Annotated in this window: 17 protein-coding genes and 2 pseudogenes; 6 read left to right on the top strand and 13 right to left on the bottom strand. The window is 45.0% G+C overall.

What is annotated here, in order from left to right:
- Positions 1–512 precede the first annotated feature (512 nt).
- The 4 genes and pseudogenes from RIB93_RS16790 to petH all read right to left on the bottom strand — a co-directional run.
- A pseudogene (locus RIB93_RS16790) lies at positions 513–1022 on the bottom strand (Uma2 family endonuclease); the annotation flags it as partial.
- A gap of 15 nt (positions 1023–1037) precedes the next feature.
- The gene (locus RIB93_RS16785) at positions 1038–1172 is read right to left on the bottom strand and encodes a hypothetical protein (RefSeq protein ID WP_446373874.1); all 135 of its coding nucleotides are present in this window, start codon (positions 1170–1172) and stop codon (positions 1038–1040) included.
- A 248-nt stretch (positions 1173–1420) separates the two neighbouring features.
- Positions 1421–3304, bottom strand: coding sequence for an ATP-dependent zinc metalloprotease FtsH2 (ftsH2, locus tag RIB93_RS16780; RefSeq protein ID WP_446373873.1), 1884 nt, complete (start codon positions 3302–3304; stop codon positions 1421–1423).
- Positions 3305–3607: 303 nt separating this feature from the next.
- Complete coding sequence (petH, locus tag RIB93_RS16775; protein WP_446373872.1) at positions 3608–4789, bottom strand: ferredoxin--NADP reductase; 1182 nt, start codon at positions 4787–4789, stop codon at positions 3608–3610.
- 945 nt (positions 4790–5734) lie between these two features.
- On the opposite strand from petH, the gene RIB93_RS16770 reads away from it, so the two are divergent.
- Both RIB93_RS16770 and asnB read left to right on the top strand, forming a co-directional pair.
- Positions 5735–6736: a phosphoribulokinase gene (locus RIB93_RS16770; RefSeq protein ID WP_446373871.1), complete on the top strand. Its 1002-nt coding sequence runs from the start codon at positions 5735–5737 to the stop codon at positions 6734–6736.
- A 328-nt stretch (positions 6737–7064) separates the two neighbouring features.
- Complete coding sequence (asnB, locus tag RIB93_RS16765; RefSeq protein WP_446373870.1) at positions 7065–8567, top strand: asparagine synthase B; 1503 nt, start codon at positions 7065–7067, stop codon at positions 8565–8567.
- Positions 8568–8695: 128 nt separating this feature from the next.
- On the opposite strand, the gene glsA (RIB93_RS16760) is transcribed toward asnB, so the two are convergent.
- Together glsA (RIB93_RS16760) and glsA (RIB93_RS16755) are read right to left on the bottom strand one after the other, a co-directional pair.
- Positions 8696–9643, bottom strand: a complete 948-nt coding sequence (gene glsA, locus RIB93_RS16760; protein ID WP_446373931.1) for a glutaminase A — start codon at positions 9641–9643, stop codon at positions 8696–8698.
- 213 nt (positions 9644–9856) lie between these two features.
- A pseudogene (gene glsA / locus RIB93_RS16755) lies at positions 9857–10813 on the bottom strand (glutaminase A); the annotation flags it as partial.
- Positions 10814–11240: 427 nt separating this feature from the next.
- Here glsA (RIB93_RS16755) and RIB93_RS16750 point away from each other — a divergent pair.
- From RIB93_RS16750 to RIB93_RS16740, 3 genes are all read left to right on the top strand, one after another.
- Positions 11241–11729 carry a hypothetical protein gene (locus tag RIB93_RS16750; protein ID WP_446373869.1) on the top strand — a complete coding sequence of 163 codons (489 nt, stop codon included), beginning with the start codon at positions 11241–11243 and terminating at the stop codon, positions 11727–11729.
- 188 nt (positions 11730–11917) lie between these two features.
- Positions 11918–13210 carry a class I SAM-dependent methyltransferase gene (locus tag RIB93_RS16745; RefSeq protein WP_446373868.1) on the top strand — a complete coding sequence of 431 codons (1293 nt, stop codon included), beginning with the start codon at positions 11918–11920 and terminating at the stop codon, positions 13208–13210.
- Between the two features lie 586 nt (positions 13211–13796).
- The gene (locus RIB93_RS16740) at positions 13797–15134 is read left to right on the top strand and encodes an MFS transporter (RefSeq protein ID WP_446373867.1); all 1338 of its coding nucleotides are present in this window, start codon (positions 13797–13799) and stop codon (positions 15132–15134) included.
- A gap of 337 nt (positions 15135–15471) precedes the next feature.
- Here the strand turns inward: RIB93_RS16740 and RIB93_RS16735 are convergent, their stop codons facing one another.
- From RIB93_RS16735 to RIB93_RS16725, 3 genes are all read right to left on the bottom strand, one after another.
- On the bottom strand, positions 15472–15678 hold the full coding sequence (locus tag RIB93_RS16735; RefSeq protein ID WP_446373866.1) for a hypothetical protein: 207 nt from the start codon (positions 15676–15678) through the stop codon (positions 15472–15474).
- 181 nt (positions 15679–15859) lie between these two features.
- The gene (locus tag RIB93_RS16730; RefSeq protein ID WP_446373865.1) at positions 15860–19039 is read right to left on the bottom strand and encodes an efflux RND transporter permease subunit; all 3180 of its coding nucleotides are present in this window, start codon (positions 19037–19039) and stop codon (positions 15860–15862) included.
- Between the two features lie 157 nt (positions 19040–19196).
- Positions 19197–20648 carry an efflux RND transporter periplasmic adaptor subunit gene (locus RIB93_RS16725; protein ID WP_446373864.1) on the bottom strand — a complete coding sequence of 484 codons (1452 nt, stop codon included), beginning with the start codon at positions 20646–20648 and terminating at the stop codon, positions 19197–19199.
- 395 nt (positions 20649–21043) lie between these two features.
- Between RIB93_RS16725 and RIB93_RS16720 the strand changes: the two genes are divergently transcribed.
- On the top strand, positions 21044–22696 hold the full coding sequence (locus RIB93_RS16720) for an alpha-amylase family glycosyl hydrolase (protein WP_446373863.1): 1653 nt from the start codon (positions 21044–21046) through the stop codon (positions 22694–22696).
- Positions 22697–22906: 210 nt separating this feature from the next.
- Here the strand turns inward: RIB93_RS16720 and RIB93_RS16715 are convergent, their stop codons facing one another.
- The 4 genes from RIB93_RS16715 to RIB93_RS16700 all read right to left on the bottom strand — a co-directional run bounded on the left by RIB93_RS16715 (position 22907) and on the right by RIB93_RS16700 (position 25385).
- On the bottom strand, positions 22907–23446 hold the full coding sequence (locus RIB93_RS16715) for a DUF7226 domain-containing protein (RefSeq protein WP_446373862.1): 540 nt from the start codon (positions 23444–23446) through the stop codon (positions 22907–22909).
- A 26-nt stretch (positions 23447–23472) separates the two neighbouring features.
- Complete coding sequence (locus RIB93_RS16710; RefSeq protein WP_446373861.1) at positions 23473–23976, bottom strand: type II restriction enzyme; 504 nt, start codon at positions 23974–23976, stop codon at positions 23473–23475.
- The gene (locus tag RIB93_RS16705) at positions 23969–24841 is read right to left on the bottom strand and encodes a DNA adenine methylase (protein WP_446373860.1); all 873 of its coding nucleotides are present in this window, start codon (positions 24839–24841) and stop codon (positions 23969–23971) included. Before RIB93_RS16705 ends, RIB93_RS16710 begins: the two co-directional genes overlap by 8 nt.
- A 241-nt stretch (positions 24842–25082) precedes the next feature.
- A complete protein-coding gene (locus RIB93_RS16700) occupies positions 25083–25385 on the bottom strand; it encodes a hypothetical protein (protein WP_446373859.1) in 303 nt (100 codons plus the stop codon).
- Between the last annotated feature and the right edge of the window lie 169 nt (positions 25386–25554).

Genomic DNA, 25554 nt, shown 5'->3' with positions numbered 1-25554 from the left:
TTTTGGTTGGGGGAACTTCAGTTTGAATGCCACTCCGTATCAATCCCAATCACACTTACAATTGTTCTGGATCAATACCCTTAGCTCGTAGTTTTTCCATCAAGGCTTGAATTAAGGGCGACCCGAGTAAATTAGATAAACACCGTTGTTAATTGGTGCAAGCGGGTCGCCCCTATAGGAGAACTAACGCGGGTTGGCAATACCCGATAAGAATTACTATGTCCACGGAATATCACGTCAAACTTATTCAAAAAAGAAATACTCAAACCCTAACCATTCCCCTGCCTTCTGATTGCCCCATGGATGACGCACGCCAACAAGCCTATCTAACCCTGATGAATACCCTATTAACCTGTCCCAATGGTGAGGAAGGACAGATTAGATTGTGCAGGATAACGCTGAGTTAGCCGATGCGGGGTTGCGGGAAACCATAGTACGGGTGGCACGTGGGCACACAGAGAAGATGAAAACGTCCTCCAGACCGTCCATGTTCGGTCTCTACACCTTCTCTATCAGCGTTGGCGAGGATAGCGATCGCTCAATTTATCAATCGCGCCAGATCCAAGTTCATAAGCGTCTTTGATGCACTCAGTCAAGATAGCATTCAGGTCAAATCCACCGAAAAACTGACTCTGTTCAACCAAACTATACCGCCCATCCTGGAACTGATAGATTTTAATCTTTTGTTGGCGAATAATCCAAAGTTCCCTAACTCGATAAGGCAAATAATCATTAACACTGGTGAATGAGGTAACATCGCACTCAATTGCCAAATCCGGTGGCGGATCACTACTCCAATCAATCCGACGTTTTCCCACCACAGGTAACTCACCAATATAGAAAAAATGATCCGGGATAACACCACTATGATTGGGTAAATCCATGGTGGTTTCGTGGTAAGAGTCGAACCTGAGTCCCTGATGGCGTAGCAACACCTTGACCATTTCCACGATAATGTCCAGTTGCTTACCCTGTTCAGGCAAAGGAACCATTAGTAGTAGTTCTCCATGGCGGTACTTGACACGAGGGGAAGTGCGTTAGCGTAGCGGCTGCGAAGCAGCTTCGCCTAAATGTTCCAGCAATACTTGATAATCCTGCCAGGTTCCAGGAACTCTCACCACTGCTCCGGCTGGCAACTCGATGGTATTGGGTTTGACGATTACATTAATCATCGCTAGCCTTCTTGCTCAGCTAATCACTATTATCGCCGAGAATAAAGATTTGGACTAATACCAAATCCGGGGAACGCTATCCCCGTTATAACCCAGTCCGCGCAGGCGGACTACCCTTCGGGAAGGCTTCGCCTATGTTTGTGTAGCAGCGATTTCAATCGCCTCCTCTTGCTTCTCGCCTAAAACAGACAAAAAATAGGGATGATATTCACCATCCCTACTCAATGAATCAATTAAACTATCCGAAATTACAGCACAGGAACGTACTGCTCCTTCTCCGGAACATGAGTATATTCCGTCACAATCTGACGAAACTCCTCGCCGTCAATGGTTTCCCTCTCAATCAACAGATCCACCAAGCGGTCAATTACAACGCGATTGTCGCGCATAATCCGCTTAGCATCGTCGTGACAATGTTCCACAATCCGGCGCACTTGTTCATCAATGCGAGACGCGACTTCTTCGGAATACTCCGCCCGATTCGTCAAGCCGCCACCGAGGAATACTTCTCCCTGTTGACTTTCCAGAGACAAAGGACCTAAATCGGACATGCCGAAACGAGTCACCATTTGTCGCGCCATTCCCGTCACCTGCTGTAAATCGCCACCGGCACCTGTGGTAACTTCAGAATGACCAAAAATCTCTTCTTCGGCAGCACGACCGCCTAATGCCCCAGTAATCCGGGCTTTAAGCTGCGCCCGTGTAATTAAGCCTTGCTCTTCACTGGGCGTAAACCAGGTTAATCCTTGCGCTTGACCCCGAGGAATTAAGGTCACTTTCTGCACTGGATCATGATCCTTTAGCACCGTCCCCACGATCGCATGACCGACTTCATGATAGGCAATTAACCGCTTACTCTTACTATCCACCAACGGTGTGCCTTCCATACCCGCTACCACCCGGTCAACAGCGTCGTTGATTTCCAGCATGGTAATCGCCTCTTTACGACGACGGGCTGTCAGAATTGCCGCTTCATTCAACAAGTTGGCTAAATCTGCCCCAGTAAATCCAGGAGTGCGCCGCGCGATCGCTTCAATGGAAATTTCCGTTGCCAGTTTCTTATTCCGCGCATGGACTTCCAGAATACCAATCCGTCCTTTCAAATCCGGCGCATCGACAATCACCTGACGGTCAAACCGTCCGGGACGCAATAAGGCGGAGTCTAACACATCAGGGCGGTTGGTGGCAGCAATAATGATAATTCCGGTATTGCCTTCAAACCCATCCATCTCCGTCAGCAACTGGTTCAACGTTTGCTCACGTTCATCATTACCGCCGCCGATACCAGCACCCCGTTGTCGTCCTACGGCGTCAATCTCATCGATAAAGATCAGACAAGGGGCATTTTCCTTGGCTTTCTTGAACAAGTCACGGACACGGGATGCACCCACACCGACAAACATTTCCACGAATTCACTACCAGAGATACTAAAGAAAGGAACTCCAGCTTCACCCGCGATCGCCTTTGCCAATAATGTTTTACCTGTTCCCGGAGGTCCAACTAACAGCACCCCTTTCGGAATCCGTGCGCCAACTGCTGTAAACCGTTCCGGCTGCTTCAGGAATGTCACCACTTCCTGTAATTCTTCCTTGGCTTCCTGAATTCCCGCCACATCATCGAAAAGAATTCCCGTTTTCGCTTCCATCTGGAACCGGGCGCGAGACTTACCAAAGTTCATCGCTTGACCGGGACCTCCGCCCATATTACTGGAACGACGGAAGAGGAAAAATAACCCACCAATTAATAAAATCGGAAAAATTAAATTCCCTAAGATTCCCCAAACAGCCCCATCTTGACGTGCTGGATGGGTATCTAAAGCAATATCAGCCTCTCTCAGCTTAGTGATTAGCTCAGGAGAATTAGCAGGCAAATCGACGCGCCAGCGATTCGTTTTATTCAGCTCCGGGTCAGTCGCTTCTACAATTGCCGTTTGACCCCCATCATAGAGGTCAACACTCGTGACTCTCCCTTTCTCAACGTATTCTAAAAAGCGACCATAATTCATCCGGGTGCTGGCGGTATTTTGACTTAAATCACCAGCAGCCGGAGAAAACGCTCCCTGCCATAGGAAAAACCCAATGACAAGAGCGGGTATTGTCCAAAGTAGGAGAATTCTCCAGGAAAATTTCATTGCTTATGCCTCTAGATATTTGTTTTCTGGTTTGGCTTTTGCTCTTAAAGAGCCTCTTGTTTAGCACAAAGTCCAGCTTAAACGGTGGTTTGAATAGGAAACTTTACTTCTGCTTAATCAAATTTAACGTAATTCTCAGGATTTGGGCAACTGTCTTATAGTCATTCGTCATTTGTTAGGGAACAGGGAACAGGAAACAGACCAAGAACGCGCCTACACTGGAGGATTCAATCCTCAACCTGTAGACGCGCTAATCTAAGCTAGACAAAAAACGTTTGGCGTTTAGCGACCAAGGGAGCCGTATTAGTAGGTTTCAACGTGCCAGCGATGGGCTTTCTTCATAGATTTCTGGAAATCAGCCCAGTTTATCCCTTGCCGTTCAGCAGCAGCCGAAAGTGCCTCATCAATGCCATCTTCCATTCCCTTGAGTCCGCAAATGTAGGTGTGGGTATTATCCTTCTGCATTAACTCAAACAGTTCATCGGCATGTTCATCCACCCGATGCTGGATATACATCTTGCCACCCTCTTTGTTCTTCTGTTCACGGCTGATGGCGTAGGTGAGACGGAAATTATCGGGAAACTCTTGCTGGAGTTTTTCCAATTCCTCTTTGTACAGAATGTTTGCCGTATAGGGGATACCAAAAATCAGCCACGAAAACCCTTTGAAGTTGTAGTCTTCGTGCTTTTCTTTCAACATCCGCCACAGGTAAGCCCGGAAGGGAGCAATTCCTGTACCTGTTGCCATCATCAGGATGGTAGCATCTGGATCTTCGGGAAGTAACATTTCTTTCCCAACGGGTCCGGTGATCTTGACATCATCGGTGCCAACTGGCAGATTGCACAAGTAGCTTGAGCAGACGCCATAGACGGTTTCCCCGGTTTCTGGGTGCTTGTACTCCAGTTGTCTAACACAAAGGGAAACTGTCTTATCATCCTGGTGATCACCATGACGAGTGGAGGCAATGGAGTAGAGTCTGAGTTTATGCGGTTTATCCCTTTCGTCTTTCCCCGGTGGGATAATGCCGATACTCTGACCTTCCAAGTACCACATATCCCCGTCAGAGATGTCAAAGGTGACGTGGCGAACTGTCCCTGATCCCCCTTCTGCAACCAGTTCGTAGTTTTCAATACATTTGCCTAGATAGGGTTTTTTGGGCTTGTACAGATTGACAGGAACACCCTCTTTTGATGATTTTTTATGAACGATAGTTTCCGGCGACGGCGCTGCATCGGCTTCAGTCGCTTTGCCATTCATTCCATTCTTGGCATTCATCACACCATCAAGAGGTTGAATGCTGACGATTTTGCCACCCATGCGGGTGATTCGTTGCATCTCTTGATTCATTCGACTGTATGGCACTGTAACATACGTATTACCACTACTACGAATGGGATAATCCATTTTGTCGGTTTCGGTGTTCTGACTTAGACCTGTCACTTCGTAAAGAAACAGGCGATTCTTGGCTGTGGTGTTACTAGACATTGCGTTATTTCTCTCTAAACCAATCGATTACGATATATTGCTCAGTACAACATTTCATCAATTCGCGACGAATGAAGCAACCTCCCAATCAGGGTTTCAGTCGCTTCATCCCGTAGAGTTGATGGCAGGTCGTTGACCTTGATACCTGGCTGTGGACTCCCGTTATAGCGCTACGCATACATGTTAGGACAAAAGAAAAAAAATTAAATCGCTCAATCCCTTGTCAGGTAAGTGTTTTTCTTCACTATTGCCCATTGCCTATTGCAAGAAAGCCTAGCGCGTAGCGCTATATTCCCCCGTTAGCTAATCCGGCAATAGATTTCCCACCTTGTAATTTTTATTCAGTGTGGGATGAATTCCCAGTAATGCCAATCCGAGTGGCATTGCATCCAATCGCTGTTTGGGCAACAGACTCGGCTTCTAGCCCACACGCTCACGACAAAGCGGAGTGTGTACAGTCGTTAACTCGGCTCAACTGGGTGGGGAATGAAGTAGGTTCAATGTATACTCTAGAATACGTCTAATTGATTGAGTTGGCAAAGTTCCGACTCTTAGGACTCCTGTAGGCATCTGTATAGGAGGCAATTCTCAGCAGGTGGCTCAGGTGGAGAACTCCGTCATTGACCGACAAACAGCTAAAATCGAGTCAATTTGAAATTTTTTGATCCAATTTGCACAACTCACTTTAGGATTATGTTAAGGAATTGAGGAGAAAGGTTAAGACTTGTAGACATAATCTCATTTTGGTAGAATCCACTAACAGCCGCTAGTATTAAATACTTACCCCGTGTCTGGTTGGAGTCTTATCCGCTGAGGAAGACTCACACCTGTCGCAAATCCGTGACGGGTTAAAGGCACGCGATCAACAGACTGGTTGACCCTAGACTTGGGACTTGGATTGCTGGAAACTCTATTTGAAACTATTTTTTGCGTTAGAGGGAAACTATGACCACTCAGCTAGACCGCGTGGTATTAATAGCCGTCGCTGGAGACTCTGGATGCGGGAAGTCCACATTTCTGCATCGCTTAGCCGACTTGTTTGGTGAAGAGTTTATGACGGTCATCTGCTTGGATGACTATCACAGCTTAGACCGTAAAGGGCGTAAAGCGGCAGGGGTGACAGCGCTTAACCCCAAGGCGAATAATTTTGACCTGATGTATGAGCAAATCAAAGCGCTCAAAAATGGTCAGGCGATTGATAAGCCAATTTATAACCACGAGACGGGTGAACTTGATCCACCGGAACGGGTAGAACCCAATAAAGTCGTGGTGATCGAAGGATTGCACCCCCTGTATGATGAGCGCGTGCGATCGCTAGTTGATTTCGGTGTTTATCTTGATATCAGTGATGAGGTCAAGATAAACTGGAAAATCCAGCGGGATATGGCAGAACGGGGACATACCTACGAAGATATTCTGGCGTCCATTAACGCTAGACGCCCTGACTTCAGTGCTTATATCGAACCCCAAAAAGAGTTTGCTGATGTCGTGATTCAGATATTGCCAACTCAGCTTCTCAAAGACGATAAGGAAAGCAAGATCCTGCGGGTGCGCTTGGTTCAGAAAGAAGGTGTAGAAGGCTTTGAGCCTGTCTATCTGTTTGATGAAGGATCTACCATTGACTGGAGACCTTGTGGTCGTAAGTTGACCTGTGCTTATCCTGGGATCAAACTATACTATGGTCCGGATAGCTACTTCGGTCATGATGTGTCCGTGTTGGAAGTGGATGGTCAGTTTGACAATCTAGAGGAGATGATCTACATCGAAAGTCACCTCAGCAATACCTCCACGAAATACTATGGTGAGATGACCGAACTGTTGCTCAAGCATAAGGACTATCCCGGTTCTAACAATGGTTCTGGGTTATTCCAGATTCTGGTGGGGCTGAAGATGCGAACCACTTACGAACGGTTAACATCTAAGGCGCAAGTGCCCGCGAATGTATAACTGATGGAAACCGCGTCTAGGTTGAAACCTGTAGTTTTTCCCGAAAAGAATCTCCAGTTTTCAACTTGGACTGGATAGTGTTGGTTGTATATTGTATATTGCCCATGCCCTACTTGTTTAGGTGGCGTGGGTTAATGATTAATCTAAGCAAGATCCCCGACTTCGTAGGAGTTGTCGGGGATCTGTCTGTGTACCTCACTTACTACCAAAAGCAGTGTAAGAGACTAATTAACCATCAATGTGACCAATTTTAAGCGATGTGTCAAAATTGATAGGCTTGGCAAAATCACTCGATGGAAACCCAAACTAAAAGGAGTGCATAGCATAAATGTGTGGTATTGCTGGAATATGGGGGCAAATTGATCAAACCAGCGTTAAAAAGATGATGGATACTTTAATCCATCGAGGTCCAGACGCTGAAGGAATGTTTGTATCTCCGATTAAGGCAGGTGTTCTGGGACATCGACGGTTGAGTATTATGGACCCGCAAGGGGGAAACCAACCGATATACGGCGATCGCAAGGCGCGAGTGATTGTCGGAAATGGCGAAATTTATAATTTTCCTCAGTTACTCCCCCAGTTAGCGGAACGATTTAAGTTCCGGACTAAAAGCGATACAGAGGCAATTTTGCATCTGTACGAAGATCAGGGAATCGAGTCCGTTGAGCAACTCGATGGCATGTACGCTTTTGCGATCGCGGATGGGGATAAATTTTTTGCTGCCCGTGATCCCATTGGCATTAAACCTCTATACTACGGTAAAAAAGACGGTGCGTTTATTTTTGCCTCAGAACTCAAAGCGATCGCTTATGTGTGCGAAAATGTCCAGGAATTCCCAGCCGGCACCTTTTTCTCCTCAGAAACTGGGTTTTCAACGTTCTACCAAGTGCCAGATATTCAGCCAGAGGTAGACGCAGATGCAGACGCTTTAATTCGCGAAGTGCGGGAAACCGTGGAAGCGTCTGTGGTGAAGCGGCTAATGAGTGATGTTCCCCTCGGTTGCTTCCTCTCCGGTGGCTTAGACAGCAGTATCACCACGGCTGTAGCCAGACAGCATATCGAGAAACTGCATACCTTCTCCGTGGGGATTGAAGGGAGTAAAGACATAAAAGCCGCCCGTTTAGTCTCCCAGTATCTGGATACGATTCACCATGAATATCTAATTACACCCAAGGAAGTTCAGGAAAAACTACCCGAAATTATTTATTCCTTGGAATCCTTTGACCAAGACTTAGTTCGCAGTGCGATTCCCTGTTACTTTACCTCACGACTCGCCGCCGAGTATGTCAAGGTGATTCTCACGGGTGAGGGGGCTGATGAACTGTTTGCGGGTTACACCTACTACAAAGGCATTCCCGATAACGATACACTACATCGCGAATTGCGTCGCTCAGTGACTAGCCTGCACAATATTAACTTACAGCGAGTAGACCGTTTAACCATGGCTCACTCCCTGGAAGGACGAGTTCCCTTTTTGGATCTGAAAATGATTGAACTCGGTCAAAGAATTCCCGCCCATTTAAAACTCGCGGGTGATCCATTAGTCGAAAAATGGATTTTGCGAAAAGCCTTTGAGGATCTGCTACCTTCTGAAATTGTTTGGCGCACGAAAGAGCAGTTTGATGAAGGCAGTGGCACAGTGGATTTATTAACGCAAATGCTGGCAAAGGGAATGAGTGAAGAGGAAGCCCAAACCTATCGCCAGAAACATCCAGAAGCGCCATTACGTTCTGCGGAAGAGTGCTATTATCACCAGATATTTATGGATGTGTTTGAGCAGCCGGAATCAATTCTGGCGAACGTTGCCCGTTGGTCAGAACGACCCGTTTAGGGGAGCTGGGGGAGCCGAGGGAGCCGGGGGAGCTGGGGGAGCCGGGGGAGCCGAGGGAGCCGGGGGAGCCGGGGGAGCCGAGGGAGCCGGGGAAGCCGGGGGAGCCGGGGGAGCCGAGGGGCAAATCGTTATGATTGAAAGATGTGTAAGCCGAAGCGCCTCGATAGTTCCTCACACACTTTAATCCCCCGGATACTGTTCCCCCGCTTGTCCAGGGGAGGTGAAAAGACGGCAATTCCCATGACACCGGGAACAACGCCAATAATGCCACCCCCAACGCCACTCTTAGCTGGAAACCCGACTTTGTACACCCATTCCCCAGCAAAGTCATACATGCCACAGGTAAACATAACACTGAGTAAGTCCTTAATATAATCGGAATGAATTGCCTGTTCTCCCGTCATCGGATTGACCCCATTGTTGGCAAGAGTGGCTCCCATCACCGCTAAATCGTGGCAGTTGATAATTACCGAACACTGCTGGAGATAGAGATCCAGGGTTTGTTTGATTTCCCCAGAAATCATGCCAAAATTTCGCAACAAGTACGCAATTGCCCAGTTGCGATCGCCTGCGGTTTGTTCAGACACTAAGCTGGGTGTATCCACAAAAACACGATGACCCACATAGCGACGATACATTTCCAGGAGACGATTCAGTCGATGAGCCGGTCCTTTTCCCTCAATTAAATTGGTAATCGCGATCGCACCTGTATTTACCATGGGATTGTAGGGGCGCTTGGAGTTCTCTTCTACCTTGATGAGCGAGTTATAGGCATCTCCGGTTGGTTCTACATCCACTCGGCTGACCACATAATCTCGTCCCCAATCCGAAAGTGCCATTCCATAGGCAAACACTTTCGAGATGGACTGAATTAAGAACGGTTGCTCCCAATCGCCAACCGTGTAAACTTGACCATCGACGGTAACAATACAGATACCAAACCAATCGGGATTAATTTCCACCAGATCCGGTTCGCTCACATAAATTTTCCCTTGTCTGAGGGGAAGATACTGGCGATGTAATTCCCGCAAATCGGTAATAAAGGACGTGGGACTCACATGCAACTGAGCGATCATGGCTGCCGAGTTGAGCTTTGGCGTGACTTTCGGTGGGCGTTCTCGCATCGGTAGCGTGTTCGTTGTGCCTTCATCGACTGCCCGCGACTGGGGATAGGACGGTGTTTTTTGGGAGATCGCTAACTGCTCATCGTTAATGTCCAGACATTCAGTACTGTTGTTACCGTCTTGGTTAATCGTTTCTGGCAAATAACCTGGCGTGTCAACGACTTTATCAAAGACATGAAGTCGCAAGTGCTGTGATAGGGCTTCAAACACCTTGACCCCTCGCAGGCTTTTACTGTGTTCTCCTAGAGGAGGAGAAAACACAGCAATTCCCATTTGGTTGGGAACTACACCAATAATTGCCCCAGATAGACCACTTTTGGCAGGTAGACCGACTTTGTACGTCCATTGACCGGAGAAGTCATACAGACCGCAGGTATACATGATGCTGATTAAGTTTTTCACATAATCAGCTTTCAGGGCGCGTTCTCCTGTAATTGGATTGATGCCAGCATTTGCCAGAGTACCCGCCATCACCGCTAAGTCCTGGCAATTGACCATTAAGGCGCACTGCTGGAAGTAAAGGTCGAGAATGTCATCAATCTTGCCTTCGAGCAAGCCAAAATTCTGCATGATATAGGCGATCGCTCGATTCAGGTTATCGGTTTTCTTCTTGGACTGAAACACCGCCTGATCCACTTGCACCTCTCGACCGATATAGCGGTGGAACATACGCAGTAAGCGAGTTTGCCGCTCAAATAAATCTAACCCTTTAATCAAACTGGTGGTTGCGATCGCGCCCGCATTCACCATCGGATTATACTTTCGCTCTTGGATCTCCTCATGTTCGATAATTTCATTAAAAGCTTCTCCGGTTGGTTCAACCCCAATTCGTTCCAAAACATAGTCCAACCCATGATCTTCCAGAGCCAGTCCATAGACAAACGGCTTTGAAATTGACTGAATCGTAAACGGGATCGACGTATCACCAACAGTATAAACCTGACCATCCACCGTCACCACCGTAATCCCGAACCAATCCGGATTCGCTTGCGCCAACTCTGGGATATAGTCGGCAACCCATCCCGCTTTCAGAGGCTGATATAAGCGATGCAATTCTTGGAGAATATCGGGTAACTGCTCAGTTATTTTGGCTCGTGTTTGCAACTCGTTGGTGTTGATCATCCTGGTCTGCTGTTTCCGAACTGGCTTAAATTTTATTCATGAACTAATTTATACTGGGTCAAGGCTAATAAACAGCACACATTCAATAACCCCAACTTACTTCGTTGAAGTTGGGGATTGCCGGACAAACGGACTGTTTAAACCGTTGAATACCACATAGAGTCTCGGTTTGGTACAAACTCTCGGATGCCTCCCTAGTCCGAGTTACATTTAAGGCTTTTTGTCGAGTCGCTGTTAAGTCAGGACATCTTAACCGAGATGGTGGGAAGGGACATAGTGGTCAGTGGTCAGTGGTCAGTTATCAGTGGTCAGTAATTGGCTGATAAATGATAACCGATACCTGGTAACTGATAACTGATAACTTAACTCGTGAGGTTTATCACCCATGTTACGAGTACCAGTTCTATCAAAGTCAGGCAAACCCTTAATGCCGACTAAACCTAGTCGTGCTAACCAGACACCAGAGACACACGCTGTTGATGGTGTGAGCCTAGCGGCGTTTGAGTTTATTCAATGGCGGGAGCGATATTCTAAGAATGCCAAGCATGGCAACTGGGAGGGTGGTGTTCATATAACACCAGCGCCGTTTACGGTAATCCGCAGACCACCTATTAACCGCCGGCAGTTGCACCTATTTGTTCCATCCAAGGGTGGCAAGCGACGAAAGTATGGCGGCACGGTTACTCGTCATAGCTTCAGAAAGGGAGACAAGGTTGTAGCTGAAAAAGCCGGAAAAACCTATACGGGCTGGTGTTCTGGAGACACCAAAACACAGGTTTCTGTTTCTAACGGAAACTGGAAACGAATTGGGCAGTTTACTGCCAAAAAAGTCAGGTTGTTGCAGCGAAGCACGGGTTTAATCGTCGTGCCTTCAACTGGATTGTCAAATCTTACCACTCAAAGTGGTAAGATTTGACCTCTATTCCTTCGCCCATTGCTTACGCGCTACGCGCAAGCTTTTCGATCGCTGAATGCGAGGTCTCACGAGGTTAGCGATGAACAGTCAATCGGGCAAAGTCAGAGCGTGGTAAGATTAACTGGCTTTTTCTGTATCTAAGGTAAGGCTGGGATCAATCCCAGTCGTTTAGAGAATCAGATTGACCAATGTCCCTAATTAGCAACAATCTCAACCGCATGAAGCAACTCGACGTTCTTAAAAATTACGCCAAAGCTGTAGCGATTGGTGCTTATGACTATCATTCTCCCGGTCTATTTGGTAAACATGACAATGTGAGACGGTTATGGGAAGACCGCTTTAACCGTAATGTCATGAGTCATTTTCTCAGTCCTCTGGTTATCCAGAAGCAAGAGGAAGGAACTGATCTTCGGGTGATGGATTTGGGCTGTGGTGCAGGAGAAGGCTTAGGTATCCTAACGAGTTTACCCCGAACTCTGCCAACACTCGATGCTCAGATTGAGAATGTACTGGATTATCAGGATATTGGTCACTACAAGGGTGTGGATATCAGTCCAGCGATGATTGAGAAAGCCGCGACTCTCCATGCTGACCATCCGCAAACCAAGTTTGAGGTCGCGGATTTAAATGAAGGGCTACCCATTGCTGTGGGGGAACCTACCTACGATATCTACTTTTCTTCTTATGGGGCATTGTCACACCTCAACGATCGCTCATTAGCCAGAGTGATTGGCGATATTTGCGACCATATAGGAGACAAAGCCATTTTTGTGGGCGATTTTCTGGGTCGCTATTCCTATGAGTGGCCCCGTTATTGGGGCGAATCGGCTGGGAAGCAATCTACGATGAATACCTACTCGATGTCCTACATCTATCCCCCAGATGCTAGGGGCGAAATTGAGGTGGAACGATTCGAGATTCGGTATTGGGGTGGCGAGGAGTTCGATCAGTTTATCCACGCCGTAGCTGAAAATAAAGGGGTAAAGATTTCCCGGCGACGATTATGCGATCGCTCGATTTTGGTGGGTCGCCACATGAATACCCGTGAATTCAATCCCGATGCCCCTCCAATTCGGGCGGCGATTAACTCTCTGCATGAAATCAACTGTCGCACCGATTTGTCTCAGTTAATTTTTCAGTACAATCCTCATCCGGATCATCCTCATATCAATCGCTTCTTCTCCAATTTTCAAGATGCTTGGAATGCAGTCGTTTATGCCTGCATTGAGGCTCTAGATCAGTGGCGCAACCCTCATAAGTTACTCGCTGAACCGCAAGCGGGTTATCCCCCTGTTGTCCAAGACGCGATCCGTACAATTCGCAACGTGGTACGCACCGCACCGACACTGTGTTTTGAAGACCCTAGAGCCAATTTAGTTGAACCCCAACTTGCCTATTTGTTGCGGAATCTAGAGTGGAACTTCCAGCAAGGTTTGGGAACTGCCCATGGACTTTTGGTCGTCTATGAGTTTTCTAAATAATCCTTGACATTGTTGCGTTTTTTGACTAATGAACGAGTAGAGATGTTCGGTGCAACGTCTCTACCGCACTCACTTTGTCAGGGGAGGGAACAGGGAAAAGGAACAAGCCATTGATGCTTAAAAGATGTATACTTAGGGATATAGAAATGTATACTAATCATTTGATTTTAAAGGAGACCTCATATCCGTTAGGGTAGAGACGCGCCATAGCGCGTCTCTACATAAATGATGCGTCCTAACCGCTATGGCGATTGCTATAACAGAAACGTTCACATCTAGCATTCACGGGCTATATTGCTCAGGACAGATCTTGCATTAGCTTGGCAGCTTCACTACAAATTGTTGGCTTCAGAAAACTTGCTCTGAGCAACGAAGAGTCAGGAATTCGCCACCAAGCCAATAGCAAACTTAAAGCCGTCTTATGTGGCTTGTTCTCACCGTAAATGAGCCACATAAAATTCCTTTTGACTTCTTTAAATTTTCAAAAGACGTAACCTACTACGTCTCTACTTTTGAATAGCGATACTCGCTGAAAACGGTAGTGCCTTTCACATTTATCTAAACCGGGATGAGCAGGCTAAACCTTATGGTTAAAATCAGTTTGTTATCTTCAACGCCACTTTGGTTTTTCCATTTAGTTCCGTACAAAATAGGAGAATGCTTTTTCATTAACCTGCTTCCCCTGTTTATCGTGCAAGTCGTTGGTGGGAGTATCACCGATGTAGGTAAAACCAATTCCTTAGTCTCCCTGGCTGGTGTGGTTGCTTTTACCCTGTGGGGAAATCTCTCTGACCGATTAGGATACCGTCGCCCGTTTCTAATTCTGGGATATGTTGGATTTGCTTTGTGTATGTGGCGGATTGGTGTGGCAGACAATCTTATCCAAGTGCAGCAATTCAGTATAGTGGCAGGATTTGTGATGGCAGCCATTATTCCTGTATCAACTGCTCTCGTATTAGACACTATTCCCGAAAAACAATGGTCTCAATCCTTTGGTCGGTTTTATCTGATTGGAGGTTGGAGTTTTGTTATCGCTTTAATTGGCGGCGGGATTTGGCAAGAACTTGTCTCGGATTCGTGGGGTACTGTCTCAGCGATGCGAAGTTTATTTGTTTTTGCATCTGGGGCAACATTTCTCAGCTTAATTCTCTGTTTAATCTGGGTACAGGAACCGCAGCAGGTTCGTTCCAATCGCCTATTTAGCCCATCGTTACTCGGACGACTTTCTGTCGGTGTTATTGAACGGCGAGTGCTGTTTTATCCATCCCGGATGATTTACTTTATTCTGCGTCCAGAGTGGTTAAATCAGATACATCAAAACCTCTATAGTCACCTTTATCTTTATTACCTGTGTTCGGCTCTATTTTTTCTAGCGGTTCAAATTGTCTATCTTCCCTTCCCGATTTTTCTGGCTGAGGTTTTGGGAGCGACAAATTCCTTGATTTTCTTAATTATTTTTGGCAAGGCATTGATTGAGGCATTTCTCTATTTTCCCATCGGTCGGTTCGTGCAAAACCATGACAGCCTTAGATGGCAAACGCTGGGAACAGCCGTGCGGGTGGCAGTTTTTATTGTTTTTACCCTTCTGGCATTTTTAAAGCCAACACCAGCGAGTTTAGTTATGATTGGATTTGCTCATTTATTTACGGGTGTAACCTGGGCTGTGATTAATGTTGCCAGTACCCTTTCAGTAGCAAGTCTGGCAACTAAAGGTGAGGAAGGAATGGCTCTGGGAGTCTATAATTCGATTATTGGGGTGGCAACAATGGTGGGTTCTCTTGTCAGCGGCTATATAGCGGCGAGTTTTGGATATAGTTGGTGTTTTGCCACGGGTACAGTTTTGACAGGTTTAACGGTTGTTTGTTTTTGGTTACTTGAATTAATTATGCAAAACGACCGTAAAAAAGTTCTGTCATTCCGATAATCAAGATGTAGTCAATGCCTGAAATAAATTGCTTAAGTCACACAGAAATAGCCGAGAACTAAAGTTCTGGCTAAAAGCTAAAACCCGTTAAAACGGGTTCAAAGTCTTAAATTGTCAGCTAAAATTTACTTGGTTATACGAGGATCGCTATATAGCGCGTCTATTAAGCAGGTTTGCGGAAATAAATTCAACCTTATGGAGTTATGTAAACAAGCCTCAAACCCTTACAAAGGGCGTAGCTTGCTTCTCAAGGGTAGCGAGTATAACAAATGACAAATGACAAATGACGAATGACAAATGACGATCTCAGCCGTTAACTTTAATTGTCCCCACCTACTTATGACTCTTCTGACAATTCCTCTAATTCTCGCAGCGCCTGTTGACCCGCACCCACGGCTAATCCCATCACCCCGCCAATTGTGGCATATTGAGACATGGCATTGGGTCGCTGATCGGCATGATTAATTTCAGCCACCCCGATGCCTAAAATTACACCCGCAATACCCGTGATAACGCTGGAGAAAATAATTCGCTTACTATTCATTTTCCCTAACCTAAACTGAAAAAACTGTAGTAATTTGCTGTATTCTACGTTTACATTTACCAAAGATTAGGGAAACTGGGTAACTAAAGTCAATTTTTGCAACAAAATTATGGATTTATTAACATTAGATAATTTTTGTTCATCGTTTTTGATACATTTGGCGGCATTCCTTTAACAAATATTACCGCATTGTTACTTCAGGTTTCGGCTCAAGCTCTTGTGACTCCGGTGTCTTCTGGTTTTTGCCAGAGGAATTAAATAAGCGATCGCTCCCCGATTTGATCACAATATAGAGGATAGGAACCACAAACAGACTCAGGAACGTGGCGATGAACATTCCCCCGAACACCGCCGTTCCCAGGGATTGACGGCTTCCTGATCCCGCACCTGTCGCGATTACCAGGGGAAAAATCCCGAACAATGTAGAAATCGCTGTCATCAAAATCGGTCGCAAACGCTGCTGCGCCGCCTCAATCGCGGCTTTCCTCAGCGTCATTCCTTGGTCGCGTAGCTGGTTGGCAAATTCTACAATCAGAATCGAGTTCTTACTGGCTAAACCAATCAACATCACCAAGCCAATCTGACAATAGACATCATTGGGTAAACCTCGCAACGATTGCGCCATTAGCGCTCCCAAAATCGCCAGAGGAACCGCCAAGAGAATAATAATCGGGTCAATATAACTTTCATATTGAGCCGCCAACACTAAGAAGACAAACACCAAGCCAAAGCCGAAAATAATCGTCGCTTGACCGCCAGACTGGATTTCCTCCAGCGATAACCCAGACCATTCATAGCCTAATCCCGGCGGTAATACCTCGGCGGCGACTTGTTCCATGGCTTGAATTGCGTCTCCCGAACTAACTCCCGACGCGGCTGACCCATTAATTTCAATCGAGCGGAACAAGTTATAGTGATTAATGGTTTGCGCCCCTGTGGTTTGCGTCACCGTGACCAAATTCCCCAGAGGAATCATCTCATCCCGTGCTGAACGCACATAAAGTTGATTAATATCCTCTGGATTTGAGCGGAATTGAGCGTCAGCTTGGACATAAACCCGATAGGTGCGTCGTTCTAGGGTAAAGTCATTCACATAACGCGACCCTAAATAGGTCTGCAACGTCTCAAAGATATCATCAATATCCACCTCCAACGCCTTCGCCCGATTACGATTCACCTCAATCTGTAACTGAGGGGTATTGGCTGCATAGGTACTAAATACCCCCTGCAACTGGGGATTCTGATTACCAGCACCGAGCAATTTTCCCATATTTGCAATGAGCGAATCCAAGCTAAAATTACCTCGGCGGTCTTGCAGTTGAAATTGAAACCCACCGAAACTCCCCAAGCCGCGAATTGAGGGAGGATTCACCGGAAACACTCTGGCTTCTTTAATCCCAAACAAAGCACCCTGGACTTTATTAATCACAGCTTCAGCAGACTGAGAGGGATCAGTTCGTTCTGACCAAGGCTTCAGCGTGGTAAAAACGATCGCGCTATTCGCCGTATTCCCACTAAAACCAAAACCCCCCACCGCAAACGTGGCTCGCACTTCATCCAAGGGTAAAATAATATCTTCAATCTGCTCAATCACATCATGAGTGTAGTTGAGTGATGAACCCTCTGGTCCTTGGACAATCGTCAAAAAATAACCTTGGTCTTCATCCGGGAGAAACGCGGATGGCACAATTTCGTAAACCCACACCGTTAGTGCTAATAAACCAATAAACGCCACAATCACCAGAGTTTTCACGCGAGTCAGGATAATCAGAAATCGTCGATATCGCTGCTGCATTCCCTCTAGGAACCAATTAAATCCATCAAAAAAGTGACCCCAAAACCCGGTCGCCTCTGGCTTTTGCCGTAAGATTAAGCCAGACAGGGTTGGCGTCAGCGTCAGCGCCATAAACGTGGAAACGGCAATTGAAAAGGCTATAGTTAGCGCAAATTGTCGATATAACGCCCCCGTTGTCCCCGGAAAGAAAGCCACTGGAATAAATACCGCCATTAACACCAATGAGGTGGCGATAATTGCCCCCACCAATTCCCGCATGGAAATAATCGCCGCTTGTCGAGATTTAATCCCTCCCCGTTGAATCTTGGTGGTGATATCTTCAACTACAACAATTGCATCATCCACCACCATCCCCGTGGCTAGGGTTAGACCAAATAAGGTCAAACTATTAATCGAAAAATCAAAAATCTTGACAAAGGCAAACGTACCAATTAGAGACACGGGAATCGTAATCGCCGGAATAATCGTGGTGCGCCAATCTTGTAAAAACACAAAAATAACCAACACCACCAATCCCACCGCTTTAAGCAGGGTAAACACCACTTCCGACAGCGACTGGTTGACAAAATCAGTGGTGTCAAACCCGATATCATAAGTCATCCCTGGTGGGAAATCCGCCGCCAGTTTTGCCATTTCTGCTTTCACCGCTTTCCCTACGTCTAGGGCGTTACTCCCAGGAACGGTATTAATCCCCAACCCGACTGCTTCATTTGCCCGAAATCGCAGGAACGTGCCATAATTTTGCGCCCCCAATTCTACACGTCCCACGTCTTTAAGTTTAATCAGGGTGCCATCTTCATCGGTGGCTAAAATCAATTCCTCAAAGTCTGAAACCGTTTCCAAGCGGCTAATTGCCCGTAAGTCAATTTGATATTGCTGTCCCTCTGGCGCGGGGGGTTGACCAATACGCCCTGCACCCACCTGGATATTCTGTTCCCGCAATGCATCCACCACATCTTGAGCCGTCAGATTCCGACTAGCAAGACGCAGGGGATCAAGCCAAAGCCGCATCGCATAAGTACGTTCGCCAAAAATTTGCACATTTCCCACCCCATTCACTCGTTTTAGGGCGTCTACCAAATACAAGTTTGCATAGTTACTTAAAAAGAGATTATCGTACTCACCATTTTCTGAGTACAAACCAAATGCCATTAGGAAGTTAGCCGATTCCTTATTTACCGTGACCCCGGTTTGGAGTACAGATTCTGGCAATTGGGGTTCAGCTAAAGAGACGCGATTTTGGACATCAACTGCTGCAATATCTTGATCTTTGTCTGCTGCAAAGGTGATATTGATCGAACTGGTGCCATCATTACTACTACTTGATGTCATGTAGCGCATCCCATCGACACCATTAATTGCCCGTTCCAAGATAGTCGTCACCGCATTTTCCACGGTTTGAGCATCGGCACCGTTATAGTTGGCTTGGACACTAACTTGTTTGGGACTAATATCAGGATATTGGGCAACAGGAAGCGTGGGAATACTAATTGCTCCGATGAGTAAGATGATCAGGGAACAAACAGTTGTAAATACAGGTCGTTTAATAAAAAATTCAACAAACATTTAAATTTTAGGGAATGGGGAGCTGGGGGAGATGGGGAAGCATCTTTTGTAGGGGCGGGTTTTATCACTAACGTTTCGTTTTCACCCTGATATAACTAAACCCGCCCTGACCTAACCGTTCAATTATCACAAATGACGAATGACGAATGACAAATAACTAAGAATCTGGAATAATCGCAGCACCATCGGACAAATTAAGGATACCGGAGACAACGATTCTATCTCCAGGTTCGATACCCTCGATAACTTGATATCGATTCCCTTGAATACTACCCAATTTCACTGGTCGTTGCTGGGCGATGAGTTCAGGTGCGCCCGGTTTGGCTTCCTCTGGGGGTTGGGCGACAAAGACAAAGGGTTTACCAGCCATACGAGACACAGCATTAACGGGAATTAACACCCCAGAGCGTTTTTCCCAGATGACTCGTGCATCCACTTTCTGTTGATCGTACAGGCGACCATTTGGATTAGAAAAAGTTGCTTTTGTCAAGAGGGTTTGGGTATTTTTATCCACTTGTGGTGAAATAAAGTTAATCCGCCCTGTTGCAATGGGTGGTTCACTGTCCGGGATACCTTGGTTCCGTAGCTCCACGGTGAGTCCCTGGCGCATCCTCTCTTTGTCCTGTTCGTCAATGGGAATTTCGACTTCTAAGGTTTGGTTTTGAGTAATGGTGGTGAGGGTATCACCCACATTTACATAGTCTCCCACTTTGACGGGAATATCTCCAACGACTCCATCAATGGGAGCGACGACGCGATTAAATTGCAACTCTTCCTGTTTTACCTCCACATCCGCCCTCGCACTAGACAGGTTCGCAGCGACTCTAGCTTCCGTGGCTTGGGCGGCTTGGACTCGTTGTTGTGACACATTCAGGGCTTCCTTAGAGGCGGCTAAGGCTTGAGCGGCTGCATCACGGGCGGCGATGGCTTGATTGCGATCGCGTTTTTTATCATCGAGTTCTTGTCTAGGTTGAACCCCCTGAGACACCAACTGTTCTGCCCGTTGATAGTTGACTCGCGCCAGTTCTAAGTCTGCTTCTCGGCTTTGCACTTCAGCCGCTTGACGCCCCACTTCCGCTTTGAGACGGGCAATGTCGGCTTGGGCGGCTCTGACTTCGGCTTGAGCATTATTCAGGGTAGCGGTTTGTGCATTCACATCCGCGATCGCACTTCTGAGTTCAGCTTCACTTCGTTCTGGCTTCAGTTGTAGAATTATATCTCCAGCTTGGATGCGATCGCCTGATGAAGCAACGATTCGGGTAATTCGACCAGCGGTTTCAGGTCGCAATTCGACCTTTTGTTCCGCCTCTAAGGTACTCACAAACTGAGAACTGTCTTCCAGGGTACTTGAGTCTACCTGCTCCAGTTTTACCGGGGTGGCTTGAGGTTGCTGGGCGGTGGGAGGTGAGTTATTTTGCAGTAAAAAACGCCAAGCCGCCCAACCCCCACCACCGAAAACTAACAGAGTGAGTAACAACCCCAGCCATAATTTAGGCTTATTTGAGGATTTCCTTAGAGGTTGGTCGGCGTCGGAGATAATAGAATCCGAGGATTCCCACGCTTGGTCTGAAGGTTCAGGGATAGAGGTTTGGGAGTCAGAGGATGCCATAGTTGTGTTCTGATGATGGAAGTAACTCGGATTGTAAGCGACAGTCCATCGTTAGATTGTGGGTTCAGATGGTGAGAACTGTCAGGCAATGCCATCCCCGGAGGGGTAAACTTGTCCTCACCTGTTTATATTACTTAAGACTTGGGAAAAATATATCCTCCAGTCGGGTGTATCGAGTTGGGGAACTCCTAGTGAAAGAGGACAATCCTCACGTCCACGACAAGAGGAGCAAATTGCCAACCCATCAACGTTAAATTGAAGACGAGAATAGACAATAACAATGACAGAGGCATTGCAATATCTATCTTCGGCTAGATAGCTATCTCTGGAAAATACCGCTTATGATAAGCATCATGTTTAAACAATCCTTATTTTACCCTAAGGGGATCAAATAAATGACTGCTGCCATTGAATTTGCTTTATTTGCTCCTTACAACGAAGGAGCCTCATTGGTTAGCTGTTTCTCCAATTGGGAAGAAATTCCCATGGAGAAAGATAAGCAGGGGTATTTTCGCACGTCCGTTGAACTTGAAGATGGTATTTATAAATACAAATTCCGGGTTAAATCCAAATCTTGGTTTTTTGAAGCCGATCAATGGGTAGAGGTCAATGATCCCTACGCTACCGATATTGAAGATTCGACTCAAAACTGCGTCGTGCGGCTCAAAGATGGACAACGCATCGTTGATACTTACGTTTGGATGCATGATGATAAACCCCTACCTCCTGACCATGAATTAGTCATCTATGAAATGCATGTCGGTGACTTTTCCGGTGGCGAAGATGACCCTTATCCACGGGGGAATTACCAGCATGTTATTGAAAAATTAGATTATCTGGTGGAACTGGGAATTAATGCCATTGAGTTAATGCCTATCAAAGAATATCCCGGTGACTACAGTTGGGGGTACAATCCTCGCTATTTCTTTGCTACTGAGTCTAGCTATGGTTCTACCGATGAATTGAAACATCTGATCGATGAGTGTCATGGCAAAGGGATTCGTGTGATTATGGATGGGATCTACAACCACTCAGAATCAGAAAGCCCCCTCACCCAAATTGACTATGATTACTGGTATCATCACTCTCCTCGTGACCCGGATAACAACTGGGGACCCGAATTCAACTACGAACATTATGACGAAAAGCTAGAGACTTACCCAGCGCGGAAGTTTATCGGTGATGTGGTTCGTTTCTGGATCACGGAATATCATATTGATGGCATTCGCTACGACGCGGCGCGGCAAATGGCTAGCTACGATTTTATGCATTGGATTGTCCAAGAGACTAAAAAAACGGCAGAGGCAAAGCCATTTTACAACGTGGCTGAATACATCCCCGAAAATCCCAGCATCACCAATGTTGATGGACCGATGGATGGTTGCTGGCATGATAGCTTTTACCACACGGTCAAACCTCATATCTGTGGTGACAGGTTTGATTTAGAATCTCTTAAGGATGTGATTGATTGTAAGCGTCAAGGCTACCTAGGAGCGACTAATGTCGTAAATTACCTAAGTAACCACGATCACGAACGCCTGATGGTTGAGTTAGCCAATCGGGAAATCTTTGATGAAGAAGCTTTCAAACGGCTCAAGTTAGGGGCAGTTTTGTTAATGACAGCAGTCGGTATTCCCTTACTCTGGATGGGTGAAGAGTTTGGGGAATATCAGCCGAAATCCATTGAATCCAGAAAGATTAATTGGCAACTACTGAGTAATGATTATAATCGCGGGTTGTGCGACTACTATAAAGGGTTAATCGGACTGCGAAAAAACAATCAGGCTCTCTATACAGAGAACATTAATTTCTTCTTTGAAGATGCAAACACCAAAGTTATGGCGTATGTGCGCTGGAATGGTGAAGGCTCTCGTGTTGCTGTCGTTGCCAATTTTTCTGATAATTTCCTCACTGGATATACTCTTTCCAACTTTCCGGAGAATGGAATTTGGCACGAATGGACAGGTAACTATGAGGTGGAAGCCAGCAATAACACTTTAACCCTTGACCTTGGCGGATACGAAGCCAAAGTGTTTGTCTGGCAGTAAGCCATCCAATCCGCGATCGCATCTTTGTAGGGTGGGCAATGCCCACCCTATTTTTATGAATAACATTAAAATTTTTGTCAACACAAAGCCATAAAAAGCAGTTAGCGATCGCAAAAATTAACGCATTCGCAACATTCGTAGGGACTCTCGCATTTGCGCCCAAATTTTTCGGTTCGACGGCTAAATTGCCGTCGCGAATTCTTCGCCCTGTCAAACATCAGATGTCAATTTCAATATCCAAGCTATCCATCCACGAACAGTACTAGAGCGTCTTTCTATAGTTGTTTGACTTATACTTAAATCACAAGTTGACATAATTTCACAAACCTCATTTTTTTCAGGAATTTCTCCATTGCTCATAGTAGACTCAAAGCTTTTATAGAAAGCTTCATGCTCTAATATTTTTCTAATTAACGCACATATTTTCACTTTATAGCTTTTATTCAGAATGTCTGTTCCTTCCGAAGTCAAGCAAAACGTTACTTCTTTTGTAGTGGGATCTCTATATTTATCAGCTAGTCCCAGATATCTGGCAGCATCTGTGTAGTAATTAGTCTGTCTTGCATCGAATTCATAATTTACTGTAATTTCGTCTTTAGTTAATTCCCTGTTTAGTAAAAGGGAAAGTAAATCTATTATTTTATCAAACTCATCGGCTTGTGGAAAGGGTATCTTTGGGGGTTCAGGAACTAAAACAATACACTTAAAAATCTCTGATATATCTTCTGATGTTATGCGTTCAGGTGTCATAATATAGTCCTTTTTTTCTACTAACGTTAATTATAGGCATCTTCATTTAAAGTATTTTTGACAAAAAAACAAAAATTACCTGTGGACATTCTACCTGAAACTGTATAATGGACTTCTCCGTCATCTAGTAAATCAGCTATAATACCTGTATTAAAAGCACAACTTAGCACCGAGCTTTCTGAAGATAAATTTGTATAGTCTATAGTTTCTAGTTTGGTTGGTTCAACCCCAATTGGCTCTAAACTCGATTCATACTTAACTTTTAAATAGGCATCAAAATATCCAATTTTGTATTTATTCCTAGAAACAGGTAGTATAGAGAGATTGTTGTCTTTAAAAATCTTCGGTCGGTTAATAGAGTGGTCAAACTTTGCCATTAACCGACTTTCTCTAAACTGATTTATTGTAGCAGAGTCTATTTCAAAGAAACCGTCTTGAGAGAGTCTATCCAAAACTGAATAGTCTTGAAATATTTTCTCCCAAGCTACATCATTCTTCGTTTTTTCGGTTTCTTCGCGTGAGTTATTCATAATTTTGTACTAAAATTTCATCCACTCTACCTCTTTTACTGGGATTTGAGTTTATCGCTCTAATCGCAGATACTTTAGTGTGGTTGTAGTCACGGTACAAATCGACAATAAAATCCGTGTAAGCATTACTGAGTAAAACTTTACAACCTCGACGGTTTAACTCATCAACTGTTTCTTTTAATCTCCTTTGTTCATCTCGATTAAATTTATTGACATCATAGCCTGTAAATGAAGCGCTATCGGAAATGGGATCATAAGGTGGATCGAAGTAAATAAAATCTCCTTTATTTGCTCCTCGAACAGCGTCTTTAAAATCTATATTCAACAGTTCTACTTGGTTGGTGTTTAAATATTGGCTGACTGCTTTTAACACAGCTTCTTCTAAAATATTCGGTTTTTTGTATCTACCAAAAGGCACATTAAACTGACCTTGAGAATTCACTCTAAATAGACCATTATAACAAGTCTTGTTCAGAAATATAATTCTTGAGGCTCGCTCGACTAAAGTCTTATTTTCAAAACTTTTATCACGATCCCACTCTCTAACCGCATAATAGTAATTTTTTTCATTTTCATGATTATTTAAATCTTTAATGAGTTCATCTAACGAGTCTCTGATCACTTTATAACAATTCATTAGTTCTGCATTACAATCATTAATCACAGCTTTTTTGGGTTGCAGGGCAAAAAGGAGCGCTCCTCCACCCACAAAAGGCTCATAGTAGGTATGCCGATTTAGATCGTAATTCTTAGGTAAATGGTTTTCTCGAATTACTGGAACTAGCTGTCTTTTCCCTCCCGCCCACTTTAAGAAAGGTTTTACTAGCTTTTTTGATTTATTTTTTCCCTTATTTGTCGATGCCATTTTTTGCTGTTCACAACCAATAATCTCTAACAGTATTATTGTACCCTAAAGGGGGTATTATATTTTTAAATTTAAGAAACTTAAAAGAGTTGGTCAACGAAATATATTTGGCTATACAAAATTATTTTAAAATCATTGTCAATATTACCAATTTAATCTACATTCGGCTTCATCAAATCCCCCAGAAAGGCTAAGTCCTACTATTGTTCCTATAGTATTGATTTGATTTATTGTTTTAAGCTTATCTTCTCTGGAAAGAGAATTTATGCCGTTCCTGAAGAATAGTAATATCTTGCTCTATGTCAAGTAAATACCAGTTAAAAGCACTGCTATCTTCTATTGTTGGTATAAAAAACAAGTCTTCCCCCCTTTCAGAAGTATTACAGGTGTTCCATAAATCATAACTTTCCAAGACTTGACTTATGCCATTCATTAATTCAATTGGTTTATTGGGGATTTCGCCTTCATCAATAAAAATTTTATGCATAACATCTAATCGAGCTTCTGTTGCAAGCAAATTTGATTCATACACAACAGCAGCCATTAGTCAGGAATCTATAACCTTTGCTAATTCTGGCTCTCTTAGACTGGTTATGGCAAATTAGCAATTTAAATGAGCTTAAACCCTTAAGTAGCAAAGGCTCTAACAGAATCAAAAGCCTGTTTTATTAGAATTGCTTTTTTTAATCTCCATGATTCTTGCGTAGCAAGGA

The sequence above is a fragment of the Coleofasciculus sp. D1-CHI-01 genome, from assembly GCF_040218875.1.
In the GTDB taxonomy this organism is placed as follows: domain Bacteria; phylum Cyanobacteriota; class Cyanobacteriia; order Cyanobacteriales; family Coleofasciculaceae; genus Coleofasciculus.
Note: the sequence above shows the minus strand (reverse complement) of the source record. Positions and strands in the feature narration are given on the sequence as shown.

Excerpts from the sequence above, each read along its gene's own strand:
- RIB93_RS16785 (WP_446373874.1), bottom strand. The coding sequence starts at position 1,172 with ATGATTAATGTAATCGTCAAACCCAATACCATCGAGTTGCCAGCCGGA.
- ftsH2 (WP_446373873.1), bottom strand. The coding sequence starts at position 3,304 with ATGAAATTTTCCTGGAGAATTCTCCTACTTTGGACAATACCCGCTCTT.
- petH (WP_446373872.1), bottom strand. The coding sequence starts at position 4,789 with ATGTCTAGTAACACCACAGCCAAGAATCGCCTGTTTCTTTACGAAGTG.
- RIB93_RS16770 (WP_446373871.1), top strand. The coding sequence starts at position 5,735 with ATGACCACTCAGCTAGACCGCGTGGTATTAATAGCCGTCGCTGGAGAC.
- asnB (WP_446373870.1), top strand. The coding sequence starts at position 7,065 with ATGTGTGGTATTGCTGGAATATGGGGGCAAATTGATCAAACCAGCGTT.
- glsA (WP_446373931.1), bottom strand. The coding sequence starts at position 9,643 with ATGATCGCTCAGTTGCATGTGAGTCCCACGTCCTTTATTACCGATTTG.
- RIB93_RS16750 (WP_446373869.1), top strand. The coding sequence starts at position 11,241 with ATGCCGACTAAACCTAGTCGTGCTAACCAGACACCAGAGACACACGCT.
- RIB93_RS16745 (WP_446373868.1), top strand. The coding sequence starts at position 11,918 with ATGTCCCTAATTAGCAACAATCTCAACCGCATGAAGCAACTCGACGTT.
- RIB93_RS16740 (WP_446373867.1), top strand. The coding sequence starts at position 13,797 with ATGGTTAAAATCAGTTTGTTATCTTCAACGCCACTTTGGTTTTTCCAT.
- RIB93_RS16735 (WP_446373866.1), bottom strand. The coding sequence starts at position 15,678 with ATGAATAGTAAGCGAATTATTTTCTCCAGCGTTATCACGGGTATTGCG.
- RIB93_RS16730 (WP_446373865.1), bottom strand. The coding sequence starts at position 19,039 with ATGTTTGTTGAATTTTTTATTAAACGACCTGTATTTACAACTGTTTGT.
- RIB93_RS16725 (WP_446373864.1), bottom strand. The coding sequence starts at position 20,648 with ATGGCATCCTCTGACTCCCAAACCTCTATCCCTGAACCTTCAGACCAA.
- RIB93_RS16720 (WP_446373863.1), top strand. The coding sequence starts at position 21,044 with ATGACTGCTGCCATTGAATTTGCTTTATTTGCTCCTTACAACGAAGGA.
- RIB93_RS16715 (WP_446373862.1), bottom strand. The coding sequence starts at position 23,446 with ATGACACCTGAACGCATAACATCAGAAGATATATCAGAGATTTTTAAG.
- RIB93_RS16710 (WP_446373861.1), bottom strand. The coding sequence starts at position 23,976 with ATGAATAACTCACGCGAAGAAACCGAAAAAACGAAGAATGATGTAGCT.
- RIB93_RS16705 (WP_446373860.1), bottom strand. The coding sequence starts at position 24,841 with ATGGCATCGACAAATAAGGGAAAAAATAAATCAAAAAAGCTAGTAAAA.
- RIB93_RS16700 (WP_446373859.1), bottom strand. The coding sequence starts at position 25,385 with ATGGCTGCTGTTGTGTATGAATCAAATTTGCTTGCAACAGAAGCTCGA.